Origin of the sequence: Microbispora sp. H10949 (genome assembly GCF_014161435.1) — a bacterium.
In the GTDB taxonomy this organism is placed as follows: domain Bacteria; phylum Actinomycetota; class Actinomycetes; order Streptosporangiales; family Streptosporangiaceae; genus Microbispora; species Microbispora triticiradicis.
On the sequence record NZ_JABBWZ010000004.1, the window covers coordinates 450910 to 475854 of the forward strand.

At 73.0% G+C, this 24945-nt stretch carries 19 protein-coding genes; 8 read left to right on the forward strand and 11 right to left on the reverse strand.

Translation table 11 applies throughout. The features are described from left to right. Positions 1–97: 97 nt before the first annotated feature. Both prcA and prcB read right to left on the reverse strand, forming a co-directional pair. On the reverse strand, positions 98–934 hold the full coding sequence (gene prcA, locus HHX40_RS12390) for a proteasome subunit alpha (RefSeq protein WP_182880679.1): 837 nt from the start codon (positions 932–934) through the stop codon (positions 98–100). Positions 935–955: 21 nt separating this feature from the next. Next, entirely contained in the window at positions 956–1771 is an 816-nt protein-coding gene (gene prcB / locus HHX40_RS12395; protein WP_208803592.1) for a proteasome subunit beta, read from the reverse strand. Positions 1772–2084: 313 nt separating this feature from the next. Between prcB and HHX40_RS12400 the strand changes: the two genes are divergently transcribed. The 3 genes from HHX40_RS12400 (at position 2085) to HHX40_RS12410 (ending at position 8240) form a co-directional block, all read left to right on the forward strand. Beyond that, entirely contained in the window at positions 2085–3347 is a 1263-nt protein-coding gene (locus tag HHX40_RS12400; protein ID WP_310738063.1) for a Gfo/Idh/MocA family oxidoreductase, read from the forward strand. Then, positions 3307–6588, forward strand: a complete 3282-nt coding sequence (locus tag HHX40_RS12405) for a glycoside hydrolase family 38 C-terminal domain-containing protein (RefSeq protein ID WP_310738064.1) — start codon at positions 3307–3309, stop codon at positions 6586–6588. Before HHX40_RS12400 ends, HHX40_RS12405 begins: the two co-directional genes overlap by 41 nt. Positions 6589–6695: 107 nt before the next feature. Further along, a complete protein-coding gene (locus tag HHX40_RS12410; RefSeq protein ID WP_182880682.1) occupies positions 6696–8240 on the forward strand; it encodes a phosphatase PAP2 family protein in 1545 nt (514 codons plus the stop codon). Between the two features lie 131 nt (positions 8241–8371). Here HHX40_RS12410 and HHX40_RS12415 read toward each other — a convergent pair whose 3' ends face one another. Continuing rightward, positions 8372–8584: a ubiquitin-like protein Pup gene (locus tag HHX40_RS12415; protein WP_117408698.1), complete on the reverse strand. Its 213-nt coding sequence runs from the start codon at positions 8582–8584 to the stop codon at positions 8372–8374. Between the two features lie 256 nt (positions 8585–8840). On the opposite strand from HHX40_RS12415, the gene HHX40_RS12420 reads away from it, so the two are divergent. Together HHX40_RS12420 and HHX40_RS12425 are read left to right on the forward strand one after the other, a co-directional pair. Further along, complete coding sequence (locus tag HHX40_RS12420) at positions 8841–9956, forward strand: serine/threonine-protein kinase (RefSeq protein ID WP_182880683.1); 1116 nt, start codon at positions 8841–8843, stop codon at positions 9954–9956. Between the two features lie 343 nt (positions 9957–10299). Next, on the forward strand, positions 10300–10470 hold the full coding sequence (locus tag HHX40_RS12425) for a hypothetical protein (RefSeq protein ID WP_182880684.1): 171 nt from the start codon (positions 10300–10302) through the stop codon (positions 10468–10470). A 33-nt stretch (positions 10471–10503) separates the two neighbouring features. Here HHX40_RS12425 and dop read toward each other — a convergent pair whose 3' ends face one another. The 4 genes from dop to HHX40_RS12445 all read right to left on the reverse strand — a co-directional run bounded on the left by dop (position 10504) and on the right by HHX40_RS12445 (position 16357). Then, positions 10504–12021 carry a depupylase/deamidase Dop gene (dop, locus tag HHX40_RS12430; RefSeq protein WP_117408704.1) on the reverse strand — a complete coding sequence of 506 codons (1518 nt, stop codon included), beginning with the start codon at positions 12019–12021 and terminating at the stop codon, positions 10504–10506. 75 nt (positions 12022–12096) lie between these two features. Further along, complete coding sequence (locus HHX40_RS12435; RefSeq protein WP_310738065.1) at positions 12097–13308, reverse strand: acyltransferase; 1212 nt, start codon at positions 13306–13308, stop codon at positions 12097–12099. Between the two features lie 216 nt (positions 13309–13524). Further along, the gene (arc, locus tag HHX40_RS12440) at positions 13525–15288 is read right to left on the reverse strand and encodes a proteasome ATPase (protein WP_117408706.1); all 1764 of its coding nucleotides are present in this window, start codon (positions 15286–15288) and stop codon (positions 13525–13527) included. A gap of 205 nt (positions 15289–15493) precedes the next feature. Next, positions 15494–16357, reverse strand: a complete 864-nt coding sequence (locus HHX40_RS12445) for a tRNA (adenine-N1)-methyltransferase (protein WP_117408707.1) — start codon at positions 16355–16357, stop codon at positions 15494–15496. Positions 16358–16689: 332 nt separating this feature from the next. On the opposite strand from HHX40_RS12445, the gene HHX40_RS12450 reads away from it, so the two are divergent. Beyond that, positions 16690–17790: a GNAT family N-acetyltransferase gene (locus tag HHX40_RS12450; RefSeq protein ID WP_182880685.1), complete on the forward strand. Its 1101-nt coding sequence runs from the start codon at positions 16690–16692 to the stop codon at positions 17788–17790. A gap of 147 nt (positions 17791–17937) precedes the next feature. On the opposite strand, the gene HHX40_RS12455 is transcribed toward HHX40_RS12450, so the two are convergent. Both HHX40_RS12455 and HHX40_RS12460 read right to left on the reverse strand, forming a co-directional pair. Continuing rightward, on the reverse strand, positions 17938–19161 hold the full coding sequence (locus HHX40_RS12455; RefSeq protein ID WP_182880686.1) for an aminotransferase class III-fold pyridoxal phosphate-dependent enzyme: 1224 nt from the start codon (positions 19159–19161) through the stop codon (positions 17938–17940). Between the two features lie 65 nt (positions 19162–19226). Continuing rightward, positions 19227–20129, reverse strand: coding sequence for a carbohydrate kinase family protein (locus HHX40_RS12460; protein WP_182880687.1), 903 nt, complete (start codon positions 20127–20129; stop codon positions 19227–19229). A 52-nt stretch (positions 20130–20181) separates the two neighbouring features. On the opposite strand from HHX40_RS12460, the gene HHX40_RS37650 reads away from it, so the two are divergent. After that, positions 20182–20775 (forward strand): TetR/AcrR family transcriptional regulator, encoded by a 594-nt coding sequence (locus tag HHX40_RS37650; protein WP_138461130.1) that lies wholly within the window; start codon positions 20182–20184, stop codon positions 20773–20775. A 60-nt stretch (positions 20776–20835) separates the two neighbouring features. Here HHX40_RS37650 and HHX40_RS37655 read toward each other — a convergent pair whose 3' ends face one another. Both HHX40_RS37655 and HHX40_RS12475 read right to left on the reverse strand, forming a co-directional pair. Next, positions 20836–22446, reverse strand: a complete 1611-nt coding sequence (locus tag HHX40_RS37655) for an FHA domain-containing protein (RefSeq protein ID WP_182880688.1) — start codon at positions 22444–22446, stop codon at positions 20836–20838. A gap of 249 nt (positions 22447–22695) precedes the next feature. Continuing rightward, positions 22696–23826, reverse strand: a complete 1131-nt coding sequence (locus HHX40_RS12475) for a site-2 protease family protein (protein WP_117410590.1) — start codon at positions 23824–23826, stop codon at positions 22696–22698. A 186-nt stretch (positions 23827–24012) separates the two neighbouring features. On the opposite strand from HHX40_RS12475, the gene HHX40_RS12480 reads away from it, so the two are divergent. Beyond that, positions 24013–24873, forward strand: a complete 861-nt coding sequence (locus HHX40_RS12480; protein WP_117410591.1) for a PD-(D/E)XK nuclease family protein — start codon at positions 24013–24015, stop codon at positions 24871–24873. The last annotated feature ends 72 nt before the right edge of the window (positions 24874–24945 follow it).

The following is a 24945-nucleotide window of genomic DNA, read 5'->3' on the forward strand; positions in this document are numbered from 1 at the left end:
CTTGACGCGGCCCGCGTACGAGCCCGCGGACACGGCGGCGGCGCCGCGCCCCCGGAGAGGGACGCGGCGCCGTGGCGCGCGTACGGCGAGGAGTGCCCTACTCGCCGGAGCCCGTGTCGATGTCGCCCTCGGGCGCAATCGGCGGGGCGGTGGGCGGCGGCACCGCGGGAGTGGTGTCGGGGGCGCGCTCGGCGGTGGCGTCGCCCGCGGGCTCCCCGCCCGTGGCGCCTCCGCCGCTCTCCCGGCCCTCCTGCAGGATCCGCTCCAGCCGCGGAGGGGTCAGGCGCAGGAACTTGCGGTGCTCCCGGGCCCGGTCGAGCACGGCGACCTCAAGCTGCGTTGCGGGCGGGCGCTCGCCGCCCGGCTCGGTGAGGGCGGCCAGTGCGGCGTCGAGCGCCCGCGGCAGCGGCAGCCCCTCCTGGTAACGCTCCTTGAGCCGGCCCGCCACGGCTTCGGCCTGGCCGCCGATCACGGCCATGCCCTGCTCGTCGAAGACCGATCCGTCGAAGGTGAGCCGGTAGATCTGGTCGTCCTCGGGCCCGTCGCCCACCTCGGCCACGACGATCTCGACCTCGAGCGACTTGATCGACTCGGTGAAGATCATGCCGAGGTGCTGGGCGTACAGGTTGGCCAGGCCGCGCCCGGTGACGTCGCTGCGGTTGAAGGTGTAGCCGTTGATGTCGGCGTAGCGGATGCCGGCGAGCCGCAGCGACTCGAACTCGTTGTACCGCCCGACCGCGGCGAAGCCGATGCGGTCGTAGATCTCGCTGATCTTGTGCAGCGCCCTGGACGGGTTGGGCGCCACGAACAGGATGCCGTCGGCGTACTGCATGACGACCACGCTGCGACCTCGGGCGATGCCCTTTCGGGCGTACTCCGCCCTGTCCCGCATGATCTGCTCGGGTGAGGCATATCCTCCGAAGGGGATGGACACCGGGGGTGATCCTCTCTTGGGTTAGCGCAGCGGGGCGGTCGGGCCTTCTGGAGCGGTCATCCGCGTCTCCAGCATCGACTCGACGAACTCGGCGACCTCGTCGTCCGGCAGGCGGCGGAAGCCGTCCGCGTTGATGACCGACACCACGGGCCAGATCCGCCGCGTGACGTCGGGACCGCCGGTCGCCGAGTCGTCGTCGGCCGCGTCGTACAGCGCGTGCAGGCAGGCCAGGACGGCGTCCTGCGGGCTGCTGTTCTCCCGGTACAGCTTCTTCAGCGAGCCCCGCGCGAAGATCGAGCCCGAGCCGATCGAGTGGTAGCCGAACTGCTCGTACGGCCCGCCGCCCACGTCGTAGCTGAAGATCCGGCCACCGTCGCGGGCCGGGTCGTAGGCCGCGAACAGCGGCACGACCGCCAGGCCCTGCATCGCCATGGCCAGGTTCTCGCGGATCATGGTGGCGAGGCGGTGCGCCTTGCCCTCCGTGGACAGCGAGCGGCCTTCCCGCTTCTCGTAGTGCTCAAGCTCGACCCGGTACAGGCGGGCCACCTCGATGCCGAGGCTCGCCGTGCCCGCGATGCCGATGCAGGAGTAGTCGTCGGTGCGGAACACCTTCTCGATGTCCCGCTGCGAGATGATGTTCCCGGAGGTCGCCCGCCTGTCGCCCGCCATCACCACGCCGCCCTCGCAGGTCGCCGCGACGATGGTGGTCGCGTGCGGGATCTGCTCGCCCACCGGGGCCGCCAGCGTCTGCGCGCGGGTCGGCAGCAGGTTCGGCGCGTGCGCGCCGAGGAACTCGGTGAACGACGACGACCCCGTATCTATGAAGAGGCTGTTCATCCAGGCCGGCTGAGATGCCACGCGACTCCCTCCAAGCATGCGTTGTTACGCCCGACCCTACTCAGGTCGGCGCACTGGTTGCACTCTTCCCGATCAGCTCAGCGCGAACCGAGATCACCCGGCGCGCCGGTCCACGACCCCGGCTCGCTCGCCGGACCTTCTCTTTACGCGGCGGCGATCGTCCGCCCCGGCCGGCGTGTCCGCACGTCAGGGCGTACGGGAAGGGCGGGGCCGGGCGTGGTTGTGCGCCGCCGCCGGTGGGGAAGGTGCAGGGGCACGGGACACCGGACGCCGAGCCGGGGAGGGTGAGGACGTGAAGACGGTGAACGTGGGCATCGCCGGGCTGGGCGTGATCGCGCAGGCCGTCTACCTGCCCCTGCTGGCGCGGCGGCGCGACCTGTTCCGGATCGCCGCCGTGTGCGACCTCGACCGCGACCACGCGGAGGCGGTCGGCCGGGAGGCCGGCGCAACAGCGTACGACGACCCGCTGGCGATGCTCGACGGAGCCGGTGGAATCGGCGGCGGTGGGCTCAACGGGGGCGGACCCGGCGGGAGCGGGCTCGACGCGGTCCTCGTGCTGACGCCGGGATCCCACGGCCCGCTGGTGCGGGCCGCGCTCGAACGCGGCCTGTGGGTGCTGGCCGAGAAGCCGCTCGCCTACAGCCGCGCCGAACTGGACGGCCTGCCCGGCGACCGGCTGATGGTCGGCTACATGAAGCAGTACGACCCCGCCTCCCAGCGGCTGCTGGAGGCGCTGCACGAGGCGGGCGGGCCGGGCGTCGTCCGCCACCTGGACGCCACCGTGCTGCACCCGTCGGAGGACTCCCAGCTGCTGTTCGCCCGCGTGCGCCGCGGACGTCCCGCGCCCGAGCGCGTCGCCCCCTACGCCGAGGCCGACGAGGAGGCGCTCACCGCCGCGCTCGGCACGTCCTCGGAGCGGCTGCGGCGGTTGTACGCGGAGGTCGTGCTGGGCAGCCTCTGCCACGAGCTGTCGCTCATGCGGCTGTTCACCGGGTCGCCCGACACCGTGGACCACGTCGCCGTGTGGCCCGCCGACGCCTTCCCGCCGTCGGTCGAGCTGAGCGGGACCCTGCCCGCCGAGGGCTCCGGCAGGTACGGCGTGCGCTGGCACCACCTGCCGAGCTACCCGGCCTACCACGAGATCGTGACGTTGCACCACGAGCACGGCTCGATGGAGCTGCGCTTCCCCTCGCCCTACCTGCTGAACGCGCCCGCCCGGCTGACGGTCGCATGCCGGGTCGGGACCACCGAGCGGACGATCGTCCACGAGGACGTCGCCGAGTCGTTCGAGCGACAGCTTCTCGCCTTCCACCGGTTCGTCACGCAGGACGAACGTCCACTCACCGGACTGGACGGGGCTCTGGAAGATATCGTCACGGCGCAGCGGATCGTCCACCGGTACGCCCGGTGGGCGGGCATCCCGATCGCCGGGGAGTGCGCGGGCGAGCCCACCGGCGCCCCGCCGCAGGCGACCGCCGGGGGGGCCGACAGCAGCGACGCCGAGGAGGGCGCGAGTGGAGCCGGTCACGCCGAGGAGCGCGTCAGCCGACCGTGAGCCCCCCGCCGGCCCGGCGGACCCCGCTCCCGCTTGCGCCGATGCGGCGGAGCCCCGGCCCGCGAACGCGGACGAATGCGCACCCGCCCCCGCCACCACGCCTGCCATCGCCGATGCCGGGCTCCGGGCCGCGAACGCGGGCCGGCTGCGACCCCCTGCCGGCTCCGCCACGGCCGGCGCGGCGGAGTCCGCGCCCGCGCGGGACGTGCCGGGCACCGGCCGGGAGATCGTGGTGGTTCCGCACACGCACTGGGACCGCGAGTGGTATCTCCCCTTCCAGCGGTTCCGGGCCGGGCTGGTGCGCGTGCTCGACGAGGTCCTGGACGCCATGACGGCCGATCCCGCCTACCGGTTCACCATGGACGGCCAGCTCGCGGCGATCGAGGACTATCTGGAGCTCCGGCCGTCGCGGCGCGGCGACGTCGCGCGTCTCGTCGCCGAGGGGCGGCTGGCCGCCGGGCCCTGGCTGATCCTCGCCGACGAGTTCCTGTGCTCGGGCGAGACCCTGCTGCGCAACCTGGAGTACGGCATGCGCGGCGCCGCCGCGCTCGGCGGGGCGATGCCGGTCGGCTACCTGCCCGACCAGTTCGGCCACTGCGCGCAGATGCCGCAGATGCTCGCGCTGGCCGGGCTGCGCCGGGCCTGCGTGTGGCGCGGCGTGCCGGCCCGCGTGGACCGCGACGTCTTCGACTGGACCGGGGCCGACGGCACGACGATCAGGACGAGATACCTGCCCGGCGGGTACGGCAACGCGTCGGGCCTGTTCACCGGCCCGCCGGAGGGCCTGCCCGACCGGGTCGCCGCCTTCGCCTCCGCGATGGAGGGCTGGGCGGCGGGAGGGACCCTGCTGGCGATGTGCGGCGGCGACCACTCGGCCCCCGTCAGGGAGATCACCGCTTCCGGACTGCGCGTCGCCACCCTCGCCGAGGCCCTCGCCGACGACGGCGTCGCGCCGGAGCCCGCCGACGAGCCCGAGCACGGGCCGGGGTGGGTGAACCGGGGCCCGGACGCGGGGGACGGCGGGTCCGGCGGCGGAACCGGCCCGGCGGTGCCGCGAGTCCGGGGTGAACTGCGCTCGCACGCACGGGCGAACATCCTGCCCGGCGTCGTCTCGGCGCGTGTCCCGCTCAAACAGGCCATGGCGCGGGCCGAACGGACTCTCATCCGCTACGCCGAGCCGCTGTCCGCACTGTGGCTCGCGGACCGGCCGTCCCGGCGGCACGCCGCCGGCCATGCCCAGGAGGAACGGCCGCCCGGGTCCGCCGCCCGCGCGAATCCCCTCGGTCCCGGCCGCGAACCTTTCGGCGAGGCTCCGGCCGGGCGGCTGCTCGACATGGCGTGGCGGGCGGTGATCGCCGCCGGCGGGCACGACTCCGTCACCGGGTGCGGCTCCGACGAGACCGCTCTCCAGGTGGCCGCGCGGATCGCGGAGGCCGGGCAGACGGCCCAGGCGGTCGTGGACCTCGTCGCGGCCGCGCTCGCCGAGGCGGCGCCGAAGGGCTCCCTCGTGGTCGTCAACCCCTCGCCGTTCGAACGGACCGGCCTGGTGCTCGCCGACCTGCCGGAAGGCCGCGCCCGGCTGGTGGACGCGGCGGGACGCGCGGTCCCGCTCCAGCGGCTCGGGCACGCGCCCACGCTGCTCGACGAGACCGTCATGGACGACCTGCGGTTGCTCCTCGGCCGCGTCCACGAGCGTGAGCTCTACGGCCACGAGATCGTCTCCTGGGACGCGGCGGACGGAGTCTTCACCGTGACCGTGAGCCGTCACGCCTCCGGCCGCTACGCCTACGAGGACCTGCGGCGGGCGATCCTGGAGGCGGGCCCGGGGTTCTGGGTCGTCCGCACGGTGGCCGAGCCCGTGGTCACCGTCGCGGCGCTCGTCACCGTGCCGCCGCTCGGCCGCGCCGTCCTCACCGCCCGGTCCCCCGCACCCGCCGGCGACCGGGACGACGCCGCCCGCGCCGAAGCCTCGCAGCCTGCCGGTGCCGCCGTCCCGGAAGGGGCCGCCCCGGAGGGAACCGCCGGGCCCGTGGAGCCGGCCGCGGTGGCGCACCCCCTGCGGGTCGATCCGTACGGCTTCGACCCGGTGCTCGACAACGGGCTGCTGCGGGTGTCCGTGGCCGCGGACGGGACGCTCTCGCTGCTCGCCGCCGACGGCACCGAGGTCCACGGGGTCGGGCGCGTCGTCCACGGCGGGGACGTCGGCGACACCTACAACCACGCCCCGCCGCCGATCGACCGGCTCCTCGACCGGCCCGTGGGCGTCTCCGTCGAGGAGATCTGCTCGGGCCCGCTCACCGGTGTGTACGAGATCGTCCGGGAGTACGACTGGCCCGCCGCGATCGGCGACGGCACAGCGCTGTCCGGCGGCACAGAGCGGTCCGGCAACACAGCGCTGTCCGGCGGTGCGGACGTCCGGACGGCCGTGACCACGCGGGTGGAGCTGCGGGCGGGCGAGCCGTACGCGCGGTGCGAGATCACCATGGACGTGCGCTGCTGCGACCACCGCGTCCGCTGGCACACGCCGCTGCCCCGACCGGCGGCGGAGTCGCACGCGGAGGGACAGTTCGCGGTGGTGCGGCGGGGCCTGACGGCCGAGGGCGGGGGCGGCGAGCGGCCGATCCCGACCTTCCCCGCGGAGTCGTTCGCCGCCGCGGGCGGCCTGGCCGTGCTGCTCGACCATGTCAGCGAATACGAGATCATCGAGGGCGGGACGGAGCTGGCGGTGACGCTGGTCCGGTCCGTCGGCCATCTGTCCAGGAACCGCAACCCCTACCGGGACGAGCCGGCGGGCCCCGAGATCCCGGCTCCGGCCGCCCAGTGCCAGGGGCCGCTGTCGGTGCGCCTCGCCGTCCTGCCGTACGCGGGCGAGTGGCACGAGGCGGGGCTGCCGAGACTCGCGGAGGAGTTCCGCCATGATCTGCTCGCCGTACCGGGCGCCGGCGCCGGCCGGACGGCTCAGCCCGGTCGCGGGCCGGACGCCGGACCGGGCGGCGGGCTGTCGGTGTCGGGAGAGGGCGTGGTGATGGCGGCGCTGCGCGAGCGGGACGGACGGCTGGAGGTCCGCCTGGTGGCCGAGCACCCCACGGCCACCGAGGCGGTCGTGCGGGGCGGTTTCACCGCGGCCTGGACGGCCGACACGCTCGGCTTTCCGGTGCGTCCGCTGCCGGTGCGGGACGGATGCGTACGGCTCCGCCTGCGGCCCTTCGAGATCGCCACGATCCACCTGTCGGAGGATTGACCGGGCGCGCCCTCCCGGTCAGTGCTTTTCCGACGGCCCGGCCGGGGTAGGGGAAATATCCACTCGCCTCCGGCACCGGGCGAGCACCAGTGGGGCAGGAGGAGGGCATGCTGGACCGGTCGCACCGCCTGGAGCCGGGCCGCCTGGAACGCTTCGCTCTCCGCGGCGCGCCGGGACTGGCCGCGGTGAGCCTGGCGGGCACCGGTTTCGCACTCCTGACCGGTCTGGTGGCCGGCCGGTGGGAGCCGCTGTACGCCGCCGACCGGGCCGTGACCGACGATCTCAACCGGCTGGTGGCCGGCGACGCGCTCACCCTGGAGATCCTCAGCACGCTGACCGACTTCGGCGGCGGCACCGTCCTCACCTGTGTGCTGGTCCTCGCCACCGTTCTCCTGCTCGTCCGGCGCGAGGTACGGCAGGCCGCCTACGTCGTGGCCACGTCGCTCGGCTCGCTGATCCTCTACCCCGTGCTGAAGCTGCTGATCGGCAGGCTGCGTCCCGTCGTGGCCGAGCCCGTGGCCACGGCGACCGGGTTGAGCTTCCCCAGCGGGCACTCCATGAGCTCCCTGGTCTCCTACGGCGTGCTGCTGCTGGTCTTCGCGCCGCTCGCGCCTCGCCGGGCGCGTGCCCTCGCCGTCGCCGCGGTCGCCTGCCTCGTCGTGCTCGTCGGCTTCACCCGCGTCGCGCTCGGCGTGCACCACCTGAGCGACGTGATCGGCGGCTGGCTCCTCGGGCTGGTCTGGCTGTGGGTCACCGCCGCGGCCTTCCGGCCCTGGCGTCCGGAGGCCGTGCCCGGCACGTCACCGGATGAGGGACCGGTCCTGGAGGGCGCCGCGGCCCCGCGGCCCGGGCCGGACGGGGGCCGGGAGCCTGGGGGCCGGGAGCCGCTGGCGCATCCCTGGCGCGCCGCGGCGGAGGCGCTCACGGCCTGGGTGCTCGTCCTCGGGGCGCTGTTCGGGACCGGGCTGCTGCTCACCCGGGCGTCCGGGAGCACGGCTCTGGCGGTCGCCGATCACGTGGTCGTCCGGTGGGTCGCCGGTCTGCGTGGTCCGGTGCTGGACGGGGTGGCCGCGTTCGGCAGCCGGATCGGAGGCACTCCGTGGATCCTCACCGGCGCCCTCGCGGCCTGCGCTCTCGCCCTGGCCGTGCTGCGGCGCGCACGGCCGGCGCTGTTCCTGCTCGTGGCGACGGCCGGGCAACTGGCCCTGGTCCTCACCGCCGCGGCGGCCGTCGGCCGCTCCCAGCCCGCCGAGCCCGTCCGTCTGCCCGGCGACCTGACCATCGTCCGGCCCACCGCCCCGCCGGTCGCCCCGCCCGGCGATCCGGCGGCCGGTCTGGCGGTCGCCGTGCACGAGTCCTGGCCGCTGACGTCCGGCTTCCCCTCCGGCCAGGTCGCCGGCGTGGTGGCCCTCTTCGCGGCGATCGTGGTGCTGGTCCGGCACAGTGCGGCACGCCGCCCCTGGCTACTGGCCGCGGGCGCGGCGGCCGTGCTCGTCCCGCTGCTGTGCGCCCTGTCGCAGATCTACCGTGGAACGCAGCACCCCATAGGCGTGCTCGCGAGCGCGCTGCTGGCGCTTCCGTGGGTCGCCGTGGCGTGGTGGGTGCTGCTCCGCGACCGGCCGCACCGAACACATCGGCCACCAGCCACTTAGCCCACGCCGTCCGCCCGGTCGCCCAAGCCGGTGACCGGCCGGGCGCTCGCCCGGCCGGCAACGGGGGCGCGGCGGCCGGCGCACCGGGTGGTCCCGGGCGCCGCCACCGGCCCAGACGTCTCCCCCCTGGGTTACTGTCCGCCCTTCTGCACGTAGGAGCGGACGAACTCCTCCGCGTTCTCCTCCAGGACCTCGTCGATCTCGTCCAGGATCGCGTCGACATCGTCAGTGAGCTTCTCGTGGCGCTCCTGCACGTCCGAAGACGCCTGCGCCTCGACCTCCTCGACCTCGTTCTCCTGGCGGCCAGTCTGCTTCTGGCCGCCACCGGTTTCCTTGGTCGCCATCCCTGACACCTCCGCTGCTCGGGGGGACGCCTCTCCCCATATCTTCCCCGAACCGACCGACAATGCGCGCCCCGGGGCACGCGATCTTTGGAACGGTGCCCGCGGCGGGCACATCGGCCCTCGGCGTGGGCCTTCTCTACATCGGATCGTTATCGACGTCACACTCTTCGTGGCCGTCTTTCGTCGTCGTGCCCCCACCTACGGGACGACAATGGGGGATCACGGATCTGGGCTGGCTCTAGCGCACGGGTGGTCGATGGCATCGCACGCACGGCAACTGCTGGCGGATCGGTACAAGCTGCTGACGCCCTTCCGGCGGGACGGCGGAGGGATCATGTGGCAGGCCCATGACCTTCGCCTCAAACGCGACGTCGCGATCAAGGAAGTGCAGCCGCCGTACCGTGTGGACGTGGCGGACCTGCCGGCCGCCCGCAGGCAGGCGCTGCGGGAGGCCCGTTCGGCGGCCCGGCTGAGCCATCCGGCCGTGATCACCGTGCACGACCTCCTGGAGGACAAGGGCCGCCTCTGGATCGTCACCGAACTGCTCCAGGGGCTCACGCTCGGGGACACCGTGCGTCATCTCGGGCGGCTGCCGGTCCACTGGGCCGCCTGGGTAGGTTTCCAGCTCCTCTCGGGCGTACGGCACGCGCACGCGATGGGCGTGGTCCACGGGGACATCCGGCCGGGCAACGTGACGCTGACCGAGGACCGGGTGGTGCTGACCGACTTCGGCATCGCCGCCTTCGACCGGGACGTGACGGGACCGGCGACGGTGCCCGTGACGCGGTCGGGGGCCTATCTCGCGCCCGAGCGCCTTCGTGGCGAGGCCCTCACCCCCACCGCCGACCTGTGGTCGTTCGGCGCCACGCTGTACTGCGGTGTGGAGGGCAGGCCGCCGTACCCGAGCATGGGCCCGCTGTCGGCCGGGATGATGCTCGGCCGCGAGCCGGACCCGCCGCGCCGGGCGGGCCCGCTGCGGCCCCTGATCGAGGGCCTGCTGCGACGTGATCCGCTGGACCGCCTCACGATCGAGCAGGCCATGCAGATGCTGGTGGAGGTGCTGCGGCGGCAGGGCATCCCCGCAGCCGCGCCGGGCCGGACCTCCGGCGAGCTGCCCAGCCGCGCCAGGACCAACCCGTACGGGCACTCCCCCGCCCTCGGCGCGCCCCCTCGGCAGGGCGAGCTGACCGCCGGGTTTCCGCACGGGGAGAACCGCCAGCGTGGGGGCGTCCCGCGCTGGCCCGCGCCGCCCGGCCGTCCGCGCCGTCCCGGCGGTGCCGGCGGCCTGACCAGCCCCTCCGGTCCGGGCTTTCCCCGGAACCTCGGTGGAGGTCACCCGGACGGCCCACGCCCGCCGGCCGCCCCCCTGTGACGCCTGGGCCACCGGCCGGGCCCCGCGCGAAGGACGGCCGGATCGTGCTCCTCGGTCAGCTGTGATGGGTGCGGAACTTGACGATCCGTCCGTCCGGTGGTGATCGAGACTTGAACTCCTCTCCAGCCTGAAGGCCGGAGGTTCTCCCGTCGTGTCGCGGTCAGGCGGCGTGCGGGGGTTGACGCTTCGCAGACCGGGCAGTCCCGAGGTCTCCACGTCCTGACACCACAGTTCCTGCGGCGTTGCGAATGTTGATCGCGGCGTTGGTGTCGGCATGCCCGGCCCACCCGCACCCGGGGTTGACGCACGAGAACCGGGTGCCGTCGCGGTAGGCCGGGTCACGGTGCCCGCGCTGGTGCTGCCCACCCCTGCCCAGGGCTTCCGGGTCGACGACGTCGACCCGGGCCCGGACCACCGCGCCCGCGTGAGGTCCCAGTCGGACGAGGGCAGGCTGGAGATCGAGGTGCGCTACCCCGGCGGCGTGCCGACCCCTCGGATCTCCCGGCACGGCTGACCCCGCCGGCGTCCTCTCGTGGCCGGTGGCGGGTCAGGCCTCGCCGGTGAGGGCCGCGACGAGGTCGGCAGCGGTGCGGCACCGGTCGAGCAGGTCGCCCACGTGCGCCTTGGTGCCGCGCAGCGGCTCCAGGGTCGGCACGCGCTGGAGCGACTCTCGGCCGGGGATGTCGAATATCACCGAGTCCCAGGAGGCCGCGGCGACCGACTCGCTGTACTGACGCAGGCACCGGCCGCGGAAGTAGGCCCGGGTGTCGGTGGGCGGCGTCTCGACCGCGCGGTCGACGTCCTCGTCGGTCACCAGGCGCTGCATCCGGCCCCGGGCGACCAGGCGGTTGTACAGTCCGCGGTCGGGCCGGATGTCGGAGTACTGCAGGTCGACCAGTTGCAGACGGGGATGCGACCACGGCAGGTTGTCGCGGGTGCGGTAACCCTCCAGGATCTCCAGCTTGGCGACCCAGTCGAGCTCCCGCGAGAGCTGCATCGGGTCCTCGGCCAGCCGGGTGAGCACCGACTCCCAGCGGTTGAGCACGTCCTTGGTCAGGTCGTCCACGCCGGAGCCGAAGCGGTCCTCGACGTACTTGCGGGCCTGCTCCAGGTACTCCATCTGCAGCTGCACGGCGGTCATCTTCCGCCCGTTGCGCAGCGCGATCTCGTACTTGCAGGTCGGGTCGTGGGACACCGCGCGCAGCGCCGCGACCGGCGACTCCGGCGCCAGGTCGATGGTGAGGAATCCCTCCTCGATCATCGCCAGGACCAGGGCCGTCGTACCAAGCTTCAAATATGTCGAAATTTCCGACATATTGGCGTCGCCGATGATCACGTGCAGGCGGCGGTACTTCTCCGGGTCGGCGTGCGGCTCGTCCCGGGTGTTGATGATCGGCCGCTTCAGCGTGGTCTCCAGCCCGACCTCGACCTCGAAGAAGTCGGCGCGCTGGCTGATCTGGAAGCCCTCGCCGCGCGAGTCCTGGCCGATGCCGACCTTCCCCGCGCCACACATGACCTGCCGCGACACGAAGAACGGGGTCAGGTGCCGGACGATGTCCGCGAACGGCGTGGCCCGGCGCATGAGGTAGTTCTCGTGGCACCCGTACGAGGCGCCCTTGGCGTCGGTGTTGTTCTTGTAGAGCTGGATGGGCGCGTTGCCGGGAACGGCGGACGCCCGGACCGCCGCGTCGTACATCACCCGCTCGCCCGCCTTGTCCCAGATGACCGCCGCCCTGGGGTTGGTGCACTCGGGCGTCGAATACTCCGGATGGGCGTGGTCGACGTACAGACGCGCGCCGTTGGTGAGAATCACGTTGGCGAGCCCGAGGTCCTCGTCGGTGAGCTGGCTCTGGTCGGCCACCTCACGGGCGAGATCGAATCCCCGGGCGTCGCGGAGCGGGTTCTCCTCCTCGAAGTCCCATCGGGCCCGGCGGGCGCGGGCGGCCGACGCCGCCAGATACGCGTTGACGACCTGTGAAGAGGTCACCATCGCGTTCGCCCCCGGTTGACCGGGCACGGCGATGCCGTACTCGGTCTCGATGCCCATCACCCGCCGAACCGTCATTCCCACCCCGCCCGTGTCAGGCCGTCGTCGTCATATCCGAGCCTAGCCCTTTCTCTATGCCCTGCTACCGAACAGTTACGGCACAGATGCCTCGGGACTTTGCGCCGGAATCGGCGGCACCGTCCGGGAAGGGGTGCCCCGGCCGCGCCGGCGGGACCCGCGCGAGCGGTCGAGCAGGGCCCCCAGCCTGGACCGGAGCCACCGCTGGCCGGGCCTGTCGACCAGCCGGTAGACCGCGTACGCGAGCGCGATCGAGACCGTCATCGTGATCCCGGTCAGCAGCCAGGGGTCCAGCACGTCCCGGTACGCCGGGATCAGGACGGCGGAGATCGTCTGGTGCAGCAGATAGAGCGGGTACGTGAGGGCGCCGACGGTGACGAGGGGACGCCAGCGCACCCACCGCAGCCAGCCGAGGGCGACCGCGGCCATCAGGAGGTAGATGAGCGTGATCGCGACGATGACGGCCTCCGGCGGCGCCGGGTAGCGGGCGATCCCGATCAGGCGCACCCGCTCCCCCACGCGCTCCAGGGCGGCGTGCAGGGACATCCCGTAGCCGGCCGCCACGAGCAGCCACGGCACGAAGGCCGCCGCCCGCGCCCCGAAGCGGTGGATCAGGAAGAAGGCCATGCCCGCGATGAAGTACGGCGCCTGCCTCGGCATGAAGACGAAGACCAGCACGTCGTTCTGGGTGAATTCGGCGAGCAGGGCCAGACCGGCCCAGGCCGCCAGGAACACCAGGCAGCGCCGCAGCGTGATCCCCACGAGGGAGAACAGTGCCAGGAGGACGTAGAACCGCAGTTCCACCCAGAGCGACCAGAAGACGCCGCCGGCGTGCCCGACGTCGAACGCCCCCTGCAGCATGGTCAGGTTGAGCAGATACTCCCCGGTGCTGAGCTTGGGGTCGAACCCGGAGACCCCGCTGAACCGGTACAGGATGAAGATCACGATCACGGCGAACCAGTACGCCGGGTACAGCCGGGAGACCCGGGACACGGCGAACTCGCCGACCGTGTGGCCCCACACGCTCATCAGGATGACGAATCCGCTGATGAGGAAGAACAACTCGACGCCGAGGATGCCCAGCGTGGTGAGGCGGGCGACCGGCGCGAACAGCTTCGTGGGGAACTCGTCCCACAGGGACTTGCTGGCCGCCATGTAGTGGAAGGACATGACCGCGAACGCGGCGACGAAGCGCAGGACGTCGAGTTCGACGAGGCGGCGGCCCTTCGCGGCCCGGCCGTCGCCGGGCGCGTCCGGCGCGCCCGCGGGAGGAACGGAATGTCGCACAGGACTCACAGGACTCACCCGCGCGCGCCAAGAAAGATCACGCCATCTTTGACGTGATCACATGCCCTTCCGGTTCCCTCCGAGATCCACGATCTCCGGACGACCCCCGAAAAAGGGGAGGAGCGGCGCGATCCGGGATCGCGCCGCTCCTCCTCCGTGTCCTTCTCGGCATCGGCGCCGGACAGGCCGGCGCCGGACGATGCCGACTACGGATGCCTACAGGTACTGACCGGTGTTGGCGACCGTGTCGATCGAACGGCCGGCCTCGGTGCCCTGCTTGCCCTGCACGAGCGTGCGGATGTAGACGATCCGCTCGCCCTTCTTGCCGGAGATGCGGGCCCAGTCGTCGGGGTTGGTGGTGTTGGGCAGGTCCTCGTTCTCGGAGAACTCGTCCACGCAGGCGGCCAGCAAGTGGGAGATCCGCAGGCCCTTCTGCCCGGTGTCGAGGAACTCCTTGATGGCCATCTTCTTGCCCCGGTCGACGATGTTCTGGATCATCGCGCCGGAGTTGAAGTCCTTGAAGTAGAGGACTTCCTTGTCGCCGTTGGCGTAGGTCACCTCGAGGAAGCGGTTCTCCTCGCTCTCGGCGTACATCCGCTCGACGGTCCGCTGGATCATCCCGGCGATCGTGCCCTCACGGCTGTCGCCGTGCTCGCTCAGATCCTCCGGGTGCAGCGGCAGCTCGCTGACCAGGTACTTCGAGAAGATGTCCTTGGCCGCCTCGGCGTCCGGCCGCTCGATCTTGATCTTGACGTCCAGGCGGCCGGGCCGCAGGATCGCCGGGTCGATCATGTCCTCGCGGTTGGAGGCGCCGATGACGATGACGTTCTCCAGGCCCTCGACACCGTCGATCTCCGACAGGAGCTGGGGGACGATGGTGTTCTCGACGTCGGAGGAGACGCCGGAGCCGCGGGTCCGGAAGATCGAGTCCATCTCGTCGAAGAACACGATCACCGGGGTGCCCTCGGAGGCCTTCTCCCTGGCCCGCTGGAACACCAGGCGGATGTGCCGCTCGGTCTCGCCGACGTACTTGTTGAGGAGCTCGGGGCCCTTGATGTTGAGGAAGAAGCTCTTGCCGGACTGTCCGGTCTTCTCCGCGACCTGCTTGGCCAGGGAGTTGGCCACGGCCTTGGCGATCAGCGTCTTGCCGCAGCCGGGCGGGCCGTACAGGAGCACGCCCTTCGGCGGGCGCAGCTGGTGCTCGCGGAACAGGTCGGCGTGCAGGTAGGGCAGCTCGATGGCGTCCCTGATCTGCTCGATCTGCCGGCTGAGGCCGCCGATCTCCTCGTAGGAGATGTCGGGGACCTCCTCCAGGACGAGCTCCTCCACCTCCGACTTGGGGATGCGCTCGTAAACGTAGTTGGATCGGGGTTCGAGAAGCAGGGAGTCGCCGGCGCGCAGCGGCTGGTCCAGCAGCGAGTGGGCGAGCTTGACGACCCGCTCCTCGTCCGCGTGGGAGATGACCAGCGCACGGTCGCCGCTCTCCAGCAACTCCTTGAGCATGACGATCTCGCCGACGTCCTCGTAGCCGAGGGCCTCGACGACGTTGAGCGCCTCGTTCAGCATGACCTCCTGGCCACGCTTGAGCGAGTCGGCGTCGACGGCCGGGCTGACGTTCACCCGGAGCTTGCGCCCGCCGGTGAACACCTCGATCGTGCCGTCGTCCCTGGCCTCCAGGAACACGCCGAAACCGGACGGCGGCTGCGCCAGCCGGTCGACCTCCTCCTTCAGGGCGACGATCTGGTCCCTGGCCTCCTTGAGGGTGGCGACCAGACGCTCGTTCTGGCTCGTCAGAGCGGCCACCTGTGCCTGCGCCTCATGGAGGCGCTCCTCGATGACCCTGGCCTGCCGGGGAGACTCGGCCAGCTTCCGGCGCAACGCGGTGATCTCCTCCTGCAGGAAGGAGACCTGTGTTGTGAGATCGGCGACCTCCCGTTCGCGCTGCGCGGCTCGAGCCTCAGCGTCGTCGCGAGCTGCCACGCCCCGTCACCTCCTTCCCCGTCGAGAACGACTACTCAAGACCCTACCTATCTTGGCGCTGTACGTAACCTGGCCGGGCAGTGTTCGTGTAGTTACGTTGGGTGTTCGGCGTTTGATGCCTTATGGGTGGAATATTCGGATCAGCATTAGCAACGCACCCGAATGCTCCCGTGTCACGGGGCTTTGCCGGGATGTGGCCGAATCGTCACACTTGTTCGGTCCCCTCTCCGTACGCCCCCTTGGCGGGGCGCCTGCGCCGCGGCGGGGGCGTGACGCCGTCCGCCATGCGACGGGCCGTGACGAGGAAACCCGTGTGGCCGACCATCCGATGGTCCGGCCGGACCGCGAGACCCTCGACATGCCAGTCGCGAACCAGGGTCTCCCACGCGTGGGGCTCGGTGAAACTCCCGTGCTCACGCAGAGCCTCCACCGTTCTGGACAACTGGGTCGTTGTCGCAACATAGCAGCAGATAACTCCTCCTGGGGTGAGGGATTTCGCCGCCGCGTCCACGCACTCCCAGGGAGCCAGCATGTCGAGGACGACGCGGTCCACGTCGGCCTCGTCGAGCGCGTCGACGAAGTCGCCGACCACCAGGCGCCACTGCCCCTGCGGGCCCCCGAAGAACTTCTCCACGTTCTTGGTGGCCACCTCGGCGAAGTCCGCGCGCCGCTCGTAGGAGGTGACCTTCCCCTCCGGCCCGGCCGCCCGCAGCAGGAAGCAGGTGAGCGCGCCCGACCCCACACCGGCCTCGACGACCCGCGCGCCGGGGAAGATGTCGGCCATGGCGACGATCTGCGCCGCGTCCTTCGGATAGACCACCGCCGCGCCGCGCGGCATCGAGACCGCGTAGTCGGCCAGCAGGTGCCGGAACGCCAGGTAGGACGTGCCGCCGGAGGACCGCACCACGGACCCCTCGGGCTGCCCGATCAGGTCGTCGTGCGGGATCGACCCCTTGTGCGTGTGGAAGACGCCGCCCTCTTTCAGCGTCACCGTGTGCCGCTTGTTCTTGGGGTCGGTGAGCTGGACCTGATCTCCAGCCCGGAACGGACCGTGCCTGCGAAAACCCATGCGGAAAAGGCTAGTGCCGCGACCGCCGAGGTTTGCCCGTCAGGAGCGGTGTCCAGAGTGGTGCATCGCAAGGCGGAGGAGGAGGCCATAGCGGAGCTATGGGCGACATCCTCGGGCCCCGCGGAAAGTCCGAGCTTGCGAGGAGTTTTCGTGGGTGGGGCGACAACGCGGCGAGGTGCCGCTCTGGGCGACGCGACGGGGCAAAAATCGGCGGGAGGGGCACAAGGTGCCGCGACCGCCGAGGTTTGCCCGTCCCAAGCCGTGGCCGCGAGTGTCCCCGGCCGCCGGAAAACGCCTGGCCGTGGCGGGGAGACCGCTGGTAACAATGGGACATGTTGCCCCAAGAGGCCATCCCCGCCGGTCCGGCCGTTCTGCGCCTGCCGGTCGAGGGGGACGCCGACCAGATCGCCCGCGCCTGCTCCGACCCCGGCATCTCGCGGTACGTCCCGTTCATGCCCTCGCCGTACACGCGGGACGACGCGCTGACGTGGATCACCAAGACCGTGCCCGAGAAGTGGGGGGACGGCGGCGCGTACTTCGTCGTCGCCGATCCCGCGACGGACGAGGTCCTCGGCGCCGCGGGGCTGCAACCGCGCGACCGCTTCGGCGCGTCCGACGTGGGCTACTGGCTCGCGCCGTGGGCGCGGGGGCGCGGCGTCGCCACCGCGGCCGTGCGGGTGCTCGCGGAGCGGGCCTTCGCCCTGGGCGTCACCCGGATCTCACTGCTGGCCGACGTGGACAACATCCCGAGCCAGCGGGTCGCCTTCCGGTCCGGGTTCGCCCACGAAGGCGTGCTGCGCGGGGCGGGCGTCCCCCGGGGCGACACCTCCTCCGACGTCGCCGTGTTCGGGCGGCTGAGCACCGACCCCGGCGACCCGATCACGCCCTTCCTGCCGTTCTTCCCCGGCGGCTCGCTCACCGACGGCGTGGTGCGGCTCACGCCGCTGACCGCCGCCGACGCCGGCGATCACTTCGCCCTGGCGTCCGTGCCCGACGTGACGGAGTCGCACGTGCCGCCCAGGCCACCGGTGTACGCCGCCAACGAGCTCGTCTGCCGGTACGCGCGCCATCGATGGCTGACCGGGCAGCGGATAGACGCCGCGATCAGGGACGAGCGCACCGGGGAGTTCGCCGGGGACATCCAGCTCACCGGCGTCGTCCCGGACCTCGGCCAGGCCATGCTCGGCTACAGCCTGCTCCCCGCCTTCCGCGGGCGCGGCCTGGTGACCCGGGCCGTGACGCTCCTGGTCGACTGGGCGTTCGGGCAGACGCCGCTGCGCAGGATCGTGGCCGGCACCACGACCGGCAACACGGCGTCGCACCGGGTGCTGGAGCGCGCCGGTTTCACCCGTGAGCATCTCGTACGGGGACTGCTGCCGGGCCCCGGCGGCACCCGCGTCGACGACCTCCAATGGGCCCGTACGCGCGACTGAGCCCTTCCCCGGACCTCGTGGAGGATCGCGGAACGGACAACCCGCCCGCGCTCGGGCGCCGCCCGGAACCCGGCACCCGAGCGCGGGCCGTCCGCGGCCCGCCACGCCCGCTGGGGCGTCCCGGCCACACCGATGCCGGCCGGCCCCTCAGTCGGCGCCGTACGCGGCCCGCAGCTTGGCGAAGGCGGCATCCGTCCCCTGGAGCGCCCGGTCGATCTCCTCGTCGGTGTGGGCGGCCGACAGGAACCAGTTGTGCCAGGGGTGCAGGTAGACGCCCTCCTCAAGGCAGGCCCCGGCCCAGTGGATGCCCTTCTCCAGCGTGTCGTCGCCCTCGAAGGACAGCCACGGCACCTGCACCGGGCCGGTCTGCCGCACCACGAAGCCGTGGGCGGCGGCCTGGGCGGCGAGCCCCTCGCGCAGCCGGGTCCCCGCCCGGTGCATGAGCGCGGGCCCGTCGCTCTCCCGCAGGATCTCGATCGTCGCCTTGGCGGCGGCCATCGCGGTCGCGGAGAACCAGAACGAGCCGGTCGAGTACAGCGACTGGGCCGCCCCCCGGAGCGCGTCGGCGCCGGTGAGCGCGGCGATGGGGAATCCGTTGGCCATCGCCTTGCTCCAGGCCGTGAGGTCGGGGCGCACGCCGAGCGGCTCCCACGAGCCGCGCAGGTCCAGCCGCCACCCGGCCCGCACGTCGTCGATCACCAGTGCCGCGCCGAGGCGGTCGGCCAGCGCCCGCACCCCCCGGGCGAACCCGGCGTCCGCGGGCTCCTGGTCCTCGAACGAGTCGTGCTTGAAGGGGGTGACGAGGATCGCGGCGACGTCGCCGTCCGCCTCGGCCGCCGCCGCCTCGGCACTCGCGAGGTCGTTGTAGGTGAACTCGATCGTGTCCGCCCGCTGGTTGGGGGTGACCCCCGAGAGGCCGGGCGTGCACCAGGGGTCGGCGCCGTGGTAGGCGCCGTGGGCGACGAGGACCTTGGTCCGGCCCGTGGCCGCCCTCGCCACCATCAGGGCCTGCGTGGTGGCGTCGGTGCCGTTCTTGGAGAACATGGCCCAGTCCGCCGACGGGATCAGGTCGACCAGCAGCTCGGCGAGCTCGACCATGACCGGCCCCGGGCCGTTGAGACAGTCGCCGGACGCCTGCTGCGCCGCGGCGGCGGCCTCGACCCGGGGCTCGCGGTGGCCGACGATCATCGGTCCCCAGCTGCACATCAGGTCGACGTACTCGCGGCCGTCGGCGTCCCACTGACGGGCGCCCTCGGCCCGGACGAAGAACTGGGGATAGCGGTCGCCGTGCAGGACCGCGTTGAGGTGGCCGTACATGCCACCGGGGATGACCTTCGCGGCACGGGCCCGCAGGGACGCGTCGACGGACATGGGCGGACTCCCGGGGTTTCGGAGGAGGGGGAACCGGAGCGGCGGGGACCGGGACCGGAGGGAGATCAGTCGTCGACGGGGCCGTCCAGGCCGGCGTCGGAGCCGAGCCCGCCCGCGACCCGCGCGGCGACGGCCGTGCCGAGGCGGGCGGCGCCGAGCACGTCCCGGCCGCGCAGCAGGCCGGTGGCGAACCCGGCGCAGTACGCGTCGCCGCAGCCCGTGGTGTCGACCACCGGCACGTCCAGGGCGGGCACACGGGTGAACCCCCCGGCGGTGGCCACGAGGCTGCCGGCGGCCCCGAGGGTGACGATCACGCCCTTCGGGCCCTCGCCGAGCAGCGCGGCGGCGGCCTCCTCCGGGGTCGCGGCGCCGGTGAGCATGAGGGCCTGCTCCTCGTTGGGCAGCAGGTAGTCGACGTGCGGCAGGAACGCCCGTACGGCGGGCATCAGGTCCGGCAGGTTGGACAGCAGGTCCAGCGTGACGATCGTGCCACCCTCGCGGGCCTTGCCGAGCAGCGCGTAGAACTCGGGGTCGTGCAGGCCCCAGGTGACGTCCATGCCGCCGAGGTGCACCACCTTCGCGGCGGTCAGGCGGCCGGCGTCGAGGTCGGCGGTCGCCAGGCCCAGGTTGGCCCCGGGCACGTGGAACGAGGGCCGTCCCCCGTCCGGCCGGATCGGCAGGATGGAGGCGGCGGTCTGCTCCCCCGGCCGGCGCACGACGCCGCTCACGTCGACGCCGTGCCGCGCCATGATCATCAGGAGGAAGTCGCCCAGCTCGTCGCCGCCGACGGCGCCCATGGTGGCCACCGGCACACCGATCTTCGCGAGGGCCACGGCCGTGCCGGCGGCCGCCCCCGCGGCGGTGACGCGGATCTGCTCCAGCAGGTGGGTGTCCTGGCCGGACGGGATGGACTCGACCGGGCGGGCCAGGACGTCGACGATATGTACGCCGACTGTCACAACCGTCATGTGCGGATAATAGACGGGCGCCCGACTACGATGTCAACCGAGGTGATGGAGCGTGCCGAAGATCGTCAACCATGAGGAACGCCGGGGGGAGGTCGTCGCGGCGGCCCGCCGGATCATCCTGCGCGACGGCATCGAGGCGGCGACGACCCGGGCCATCGCGAAGGAGGCCGGCTACTCCAACGGCGTGCTCACGCACTACTTCGCGGACAAGGACGAGATCCTGCTGTCGGCGCTGGAGGCCTCGCACCGGCGCATCGCCGACCGGCTGCGGGAGAAGCTGTCCGGCCGCACCGGGCTGGCGGCGCTGCGGGAGCTGCTGCTCGACAACGTCCCCCTCGACGGCGAGCGCGCCGGGGAGACCGGGCTCGAGGTCGGCTTCTGGGGGCGCTGCCTGACCAGTCCCGCGCTGCTGGAGGTGCAGCGGCGGGAGGCCGCCGAGCTTCGCTACGTGGTGACCAGCCTGCTGAGGTCCGCCGCCGAGGCCGGTGAGATCCGTACGGACGAGGACCCGGAGGACGTGGCCGAACGGCTGCTCGCGCTGGTGGACGGCCTCAGCGTGCACCGGCTGCTGTATCCCGCGAACGTCACCGCCGAGCGGCTGGAGCGGCTCCTGCTGCGCGAGATCGACCGACTGCGCGGCGGCTGACCGGCCGCCGGGAGCCCGTATCCGGGTCCCCGGCGGTCCGGCCGCCGTCTCAGGCGGGCGTCAGGCGGGGCGGTGCGCCTCGTAGCGCATGGTGCGGGAGACCCCGATGCGCACGGTCGTGCCGGGCAGGATCGGCACCGGCTCGTTCGGCGGGATGTCGTAGAAGTTGGGGTCGCCCGGCGGCTGAATCTGTGTGCCGTTCACCGACCCCAGGTCGAGCAGGTTGACGTCCCAGTTCTCCAGGAACACCCGCAGGTGCCGGCGGGACACCGAGCCGTCCGGGCTGGTGACCCTGGCCGGCCTGGCCTCGCCCGACTGCACCTCGGGGGCCCGCTCCGGGTCGCGGCCCAGCAGGTAGTCGGCCTCCAGCGGCAGCGCCATGCCGTCGTCGAGCAGCAGCGCGCCGAGCGGCGGGCGCGGGCCCTTGTACGGCACCACCGCCCGCTGGTCGATGGGGACGCCGCAGACCGCGCAGTACGGCGCACGTGGGTCGTTGAAGTGGTCGTTCTTGCAGTCGACGCCGTACACCATGGGCCGCGGCTCCGGGTCGGGCGCCACGTCGAGCTGGGTCGCCTCCCCCGGCTCGTCGTCGGAGGCATGCGACGCCCCCTCGAAGGGCCCGTCGAAGGGTCCGTCGAACGGGCCGCCCAGCGGTCCGCTTCCCGGCCCGTCCGGGGAGCCGCCCCGGTCCTGTGCTCCCCGGTCCTGGGCGGGCCCGTCCTGGGCGTCCTGGGGCCCGCCGCGGTCGTCGGACGGCTCGGGCAGCCCCGGGGACTGCTGCGGCCCGGAATGGGACGGGGTGTAGGGCGGGGCGGGCTGGGGGCCGGAGTGCTGCGCGGGCGCCGGGTCCGACAGTCCGGACGGCAACGGCGGCAGCGGCTGGGAGACGTGCGGCGGCTGGGCGGGCGGGGGGACCGGCTGGGACGACGGACCGGACGACTGGGGCGCCGCGTGCTCGGCCGACGGCCCGGGGCCGGACAACGGCCCGCCGCCGAACGGCGAGACGGGCGGCGAGAGGGGCGGCTGGGCGGGCGGGGAGACGGGCGGGGGCGGCACCACGGGCCCCCGCGGGCCGATCGGCTCCGGCACCCCCACCGGCGGGGGCTGCGCGCCCGTGTGCTGCCCCTGATGCTGCGGCTGGTGCTGCGGCGGGCGCGGGGGCAGCGGCGGGAAGGCGAGGTCGCCGTGCCGGGTGAGGTCGCACTCCAGCCCGGCTCCCGTGACGACGCCGCCGTCCAGCCGGGCGTACGGGCTCGACGGGCCGGCTCCCGGCAGGCGCAGCAGCACCGTGGACACCGGGCCGTTGACGAGGCGGTCGGTCCAGGTCAGCGCGTCGTGCCCGGCGAGGCGCACCTCGCCCTCCGGGCCGGACACGCTCGCGTACGCGGCCCCGCTGACCAGCACGGCCACGCCTCCCCCGGCGGGACCGGCGACCGCGCAGGCCACCGGCTCCCCGATCGAGCGGTCCATGGCGCGCGCGAGCACCTGGGCCACGCGCCGGGCCAGCGCCCGGCCGTCCCCGCCCGTCGTGGCGGTCTCGTGCAACGCGCTCAGCAGATCCTCGACCGGCTGGTCGCCGCCGGTGGCGCACACGAGCAGCAAGCCGTTCAGATGGGCGACCACGCCCTCTCCCGGCAGCGGGCGGACCACCCCCACGCCCTGTTCCGTCACAGAAGTTCTCCCTCCGGAAACGCCACCGGATGTCCGGCATCATCGCCGGCACGCCGTGTGCCGGATCGATCACCCCAGAAAGTAGCAAAAAGTATGGTGAACCGGCCTGCCGGAGCGCGCGTACGGGCGACCGAGCGTGCTCGGGCCCCGGTCTCGCTCAGCACCCTAGTCCCCGGCCGTCCCGATGACGAGTGCGCGGGCCCCGCCCGGGCGCTCCGGACCGCCCGGCCCGGAAGGCCCGGGCGACGCTCACACCCCGCTGAACATGCGGTTGACGTCGGCGGTGGCGAGCACGCCGTAGATCTCTCCGCCGCGCTCGACGAGCAGGTATTCGGGCGCCGGAGAGCCCCGCATGGCGTCGAGCAGCGACTCCCCCTCCAGGTCGGCGCCGAGCACCAGCGCGGGCTCCAGGGTGCGCGACAGGGCCCCGACGTTCACCCACGGCCTGCGCTGCTCGGGAGTGGCGTTGACCGCCGCCTCGTTCACGATGCCCACCGGGTGCCCGTCGTGGTCCACCACCACCATCGCCCCGGCTCCGGACTCGCGCGCCCGGCGCAGGCCCTCGGAGAGCGGCACCTCGGCGGTGACCGGGATCGCCCTGCGCGCCAGCACCCGGGCCCGCAACTGCGGCAGCCGGGCCCGTACGCGGGCGACCCGCAGCGACTGGGAGGCCCCGAGCCAGATGAACGACGCCAGCACCACCGTCCAGAGCATGCTGCCGATGGCCGGCTCCTGCCCGGCCATCAGGTTCATCAGGAGCGGCACCACGACCACCGCGACCGCCACGCCGCGCCCGACCCACGCGGCGGCCATCGTGCCCGTGCCCGAGTCGCGCTTGACCTTCCACACGGCCGCCCGCAGCATCCGCCCGCCGTCGAGCGGCAGGCCGGGCAGCAGGTTGAACACGCCGACGATCAGGTTGGACAGCCAGAGCTGCCACATCAGCACCTGGGCCAGGCCGCCCGGCGGCACCACGAACGCCTCCACGAGGGCCCCGATCCCGGCCAGCCCCAGCGACAGCAGCGGCCCGGCGAAGGCCACGTTGAACTCCCGGCCCGCCGTCTCGGGCTCGCGCTCGATCTCCGAGACGCCGCCCAGCATGTAGAGGGTGATCCGGCGCACCGGCAGGCCGTAGTGCTTGGCCACCACGCAGTGCGCCAGCTCGTGCAGCAGGACGGAGACATACAGCAGCACGGCGAAGGCCAGCGCGACCAGGTAGGTGGCGGACTCGCCGTAGCCGGGCAGCATGTCGGCGAACCGCGGCTGGAAGCTGACCGTGATGAACGCCGCCACGATGAGCCACGTCGGCGAGACGTAGACGGGAATGCCGAACGGCCGCCCCATCCGCAGTCCGGTGGACTCCTTGGCAGGTGTGCTCATTTGGCCGCCTTCCCTCCCGCGCCCCTCGATGCTACGCGGCGCGACGTGAGATCAGCCTAAGAGCTGCTCGCCCGCCGCGGAGCACGCGATCGTCGCGGCGGTACGGGAGACGGCGGCGGGGAGACGGCGGCGAGGGGACCGCCGGCGCGGACGCGTTCTGTCGGCTCGATGTCCTACAGTTCCGGCATGACCCTCGCCGAAGAGCGCGCCGTTATCGGGGCGCTGTCCCCCTCCCGGGCCGGTGACTTCATGACCTGCCCCCTGCTCTACCGGTTCAGGGTGATCGACCAGCTGCCCGAGCGTCCCTCGGCGGCCGCGGTCCGCGGCACCCTCGTCCACGCCGTGCTGGAGCGGCTGTACGACCTGCCGGCCGAGGCGCGGACGGTCGCCGCGGCGCAGGAGCTGCTGGAGCCGCAGTGGCGGCGGCTGCTGACCGAGGAGCCCGACTACGCGGGGCTGTTCGAGACCGACGAGGAGCGCGACGCCTGGCTGACCCAGGCCCGCGGCATGGTCGAGCGTTACTTCACGCTGGAGGACCCGCAGCGGCTGGAGCCCGCCGAGCGCGAGATGTACGTCGAGGCCGTGCTCGACAGCGGCCTGCTGCTGCGCGGCTACATCGACCGGCTCGACGTGGCCCCGACCGGCGAGACGCGGATCGTGGACTACAAGACGGGCACGGCGCCGGGGCGCGAGTGGGAGGCCAAGGCGCTGTTCCAGATGAAGTTCTACGCGCTGGCGCTGTGGCGGCTGAAGGGGCAGGTCCCCCGGATGCTCCAGCTCATGTACCTCGGCAACGGCGAGATCCTCCGCTACGTCCCCGACGAGGCGGACCTGCGGGCCACCGAGCGCAAGGTCGAGGCGCTGTGGGCGGCGATCGAGCGCGCGGTGCGCACCCGGGAGTGGCGGGCCCGCCGCTCGCGGCTGTGCGACTGGTGCGACCACCAGGCCCTGTGCCCGGAGTTCGGCGGCACGCCGCCGCCCGTGCCGGACCGCGAGCCCGGCCTGTCGGCCCGCGTGAACAGGCGGTCCGCCGCCGACGAGATCTAGCGGCCCCGCCCCCCGGCGCCGTCTCGGCACCGCTCCGCCCGGCACATCGCCGGGGCCGGTGTGCCGGGCCGT

Excerpts from the sequence above, each read along its gene's own strand:
- HHX40_RS12480 (WP_117410591.1), top strand. The coding sequence starts at position 24,013 with ATGACCCTCGCCGAAGAGCGCGCCGTTATCGGGGCGCTGTCCCCCTCC.
- HHX40_RS12475 (WP_117410590.1), bottom strand. The coding sequence starts at position 23,826 with ATGAGCACACCTGCCAAGGAGTCCACCGGACTGCGGATGGGGCGGCCG.
- HHX40_RS12455 (WP_182880686.1), bottom strand. The coding sequence starts at position 19,161 with ATGTCCGTCGACGCGTCCCTGCGGGCCCGTGCCGCGAAGGTCATCCCC.
- HHX40_RS12445 (WP_117408707.1), bottom strand. The coding sequence starts at position 16,357 with ATGGGTTTTCGCAGGCACGGTCCGTTCCGGGCTGGAGATCAGGTCCAG.
- HHX40_RS12420 (WP_182880683.1), top strand. The coding sequence starts at position 8,841 with ATGGCATCGCACGCACGGCAACTGCTGGCGGATCGGTACAAGCTGCTG.
- HHX40_RS12415 (WP_117408698.1), bottom strand. The coding sequence starts at position 8,584 with ATGGCGACCAAGGAAACCGGTGGCGGCCAGAAGCAGACTGGCCGCCAG.
- dop (WP_117408704.1), bottom strand. The coding sequence starts at position 12,021 with ATGACGGTTCGGCGGGTGATGGGCATCGAGACCGAGTACGGCATCGCC.
- prcB (WP_208803592.1), bottom strand. The coding sequence starts at position 1,771 with ATGAACAGCCTCTTCATAGATACGGGGTCGTCGTCGTTCACCGAGTTC.
- HHX40_RS12410 (WP_182880682.1), top strand. The coding sequence starts at position 6,696 with ATGCTGGACCGGTCGCACCGCCTGGAGCCGGGCCGCCTGGAACGCTTC.
- HHX40_RS12460 (WP_182880687.1), bottom strand. The coding sequence starts at position 20,129 with ATGACGGTTGTGACAGTCGGCGTACATATCGTCGACGTCCTGGCCCGC.
- HHX40_RS12450 (WP_182880685.1), top strand. The coding sequence starts at position 16,690 with ATGTTGCCCCAAGAGGCCATCCCCGCCGGTCCGGCCGTTCTGCGCCTG.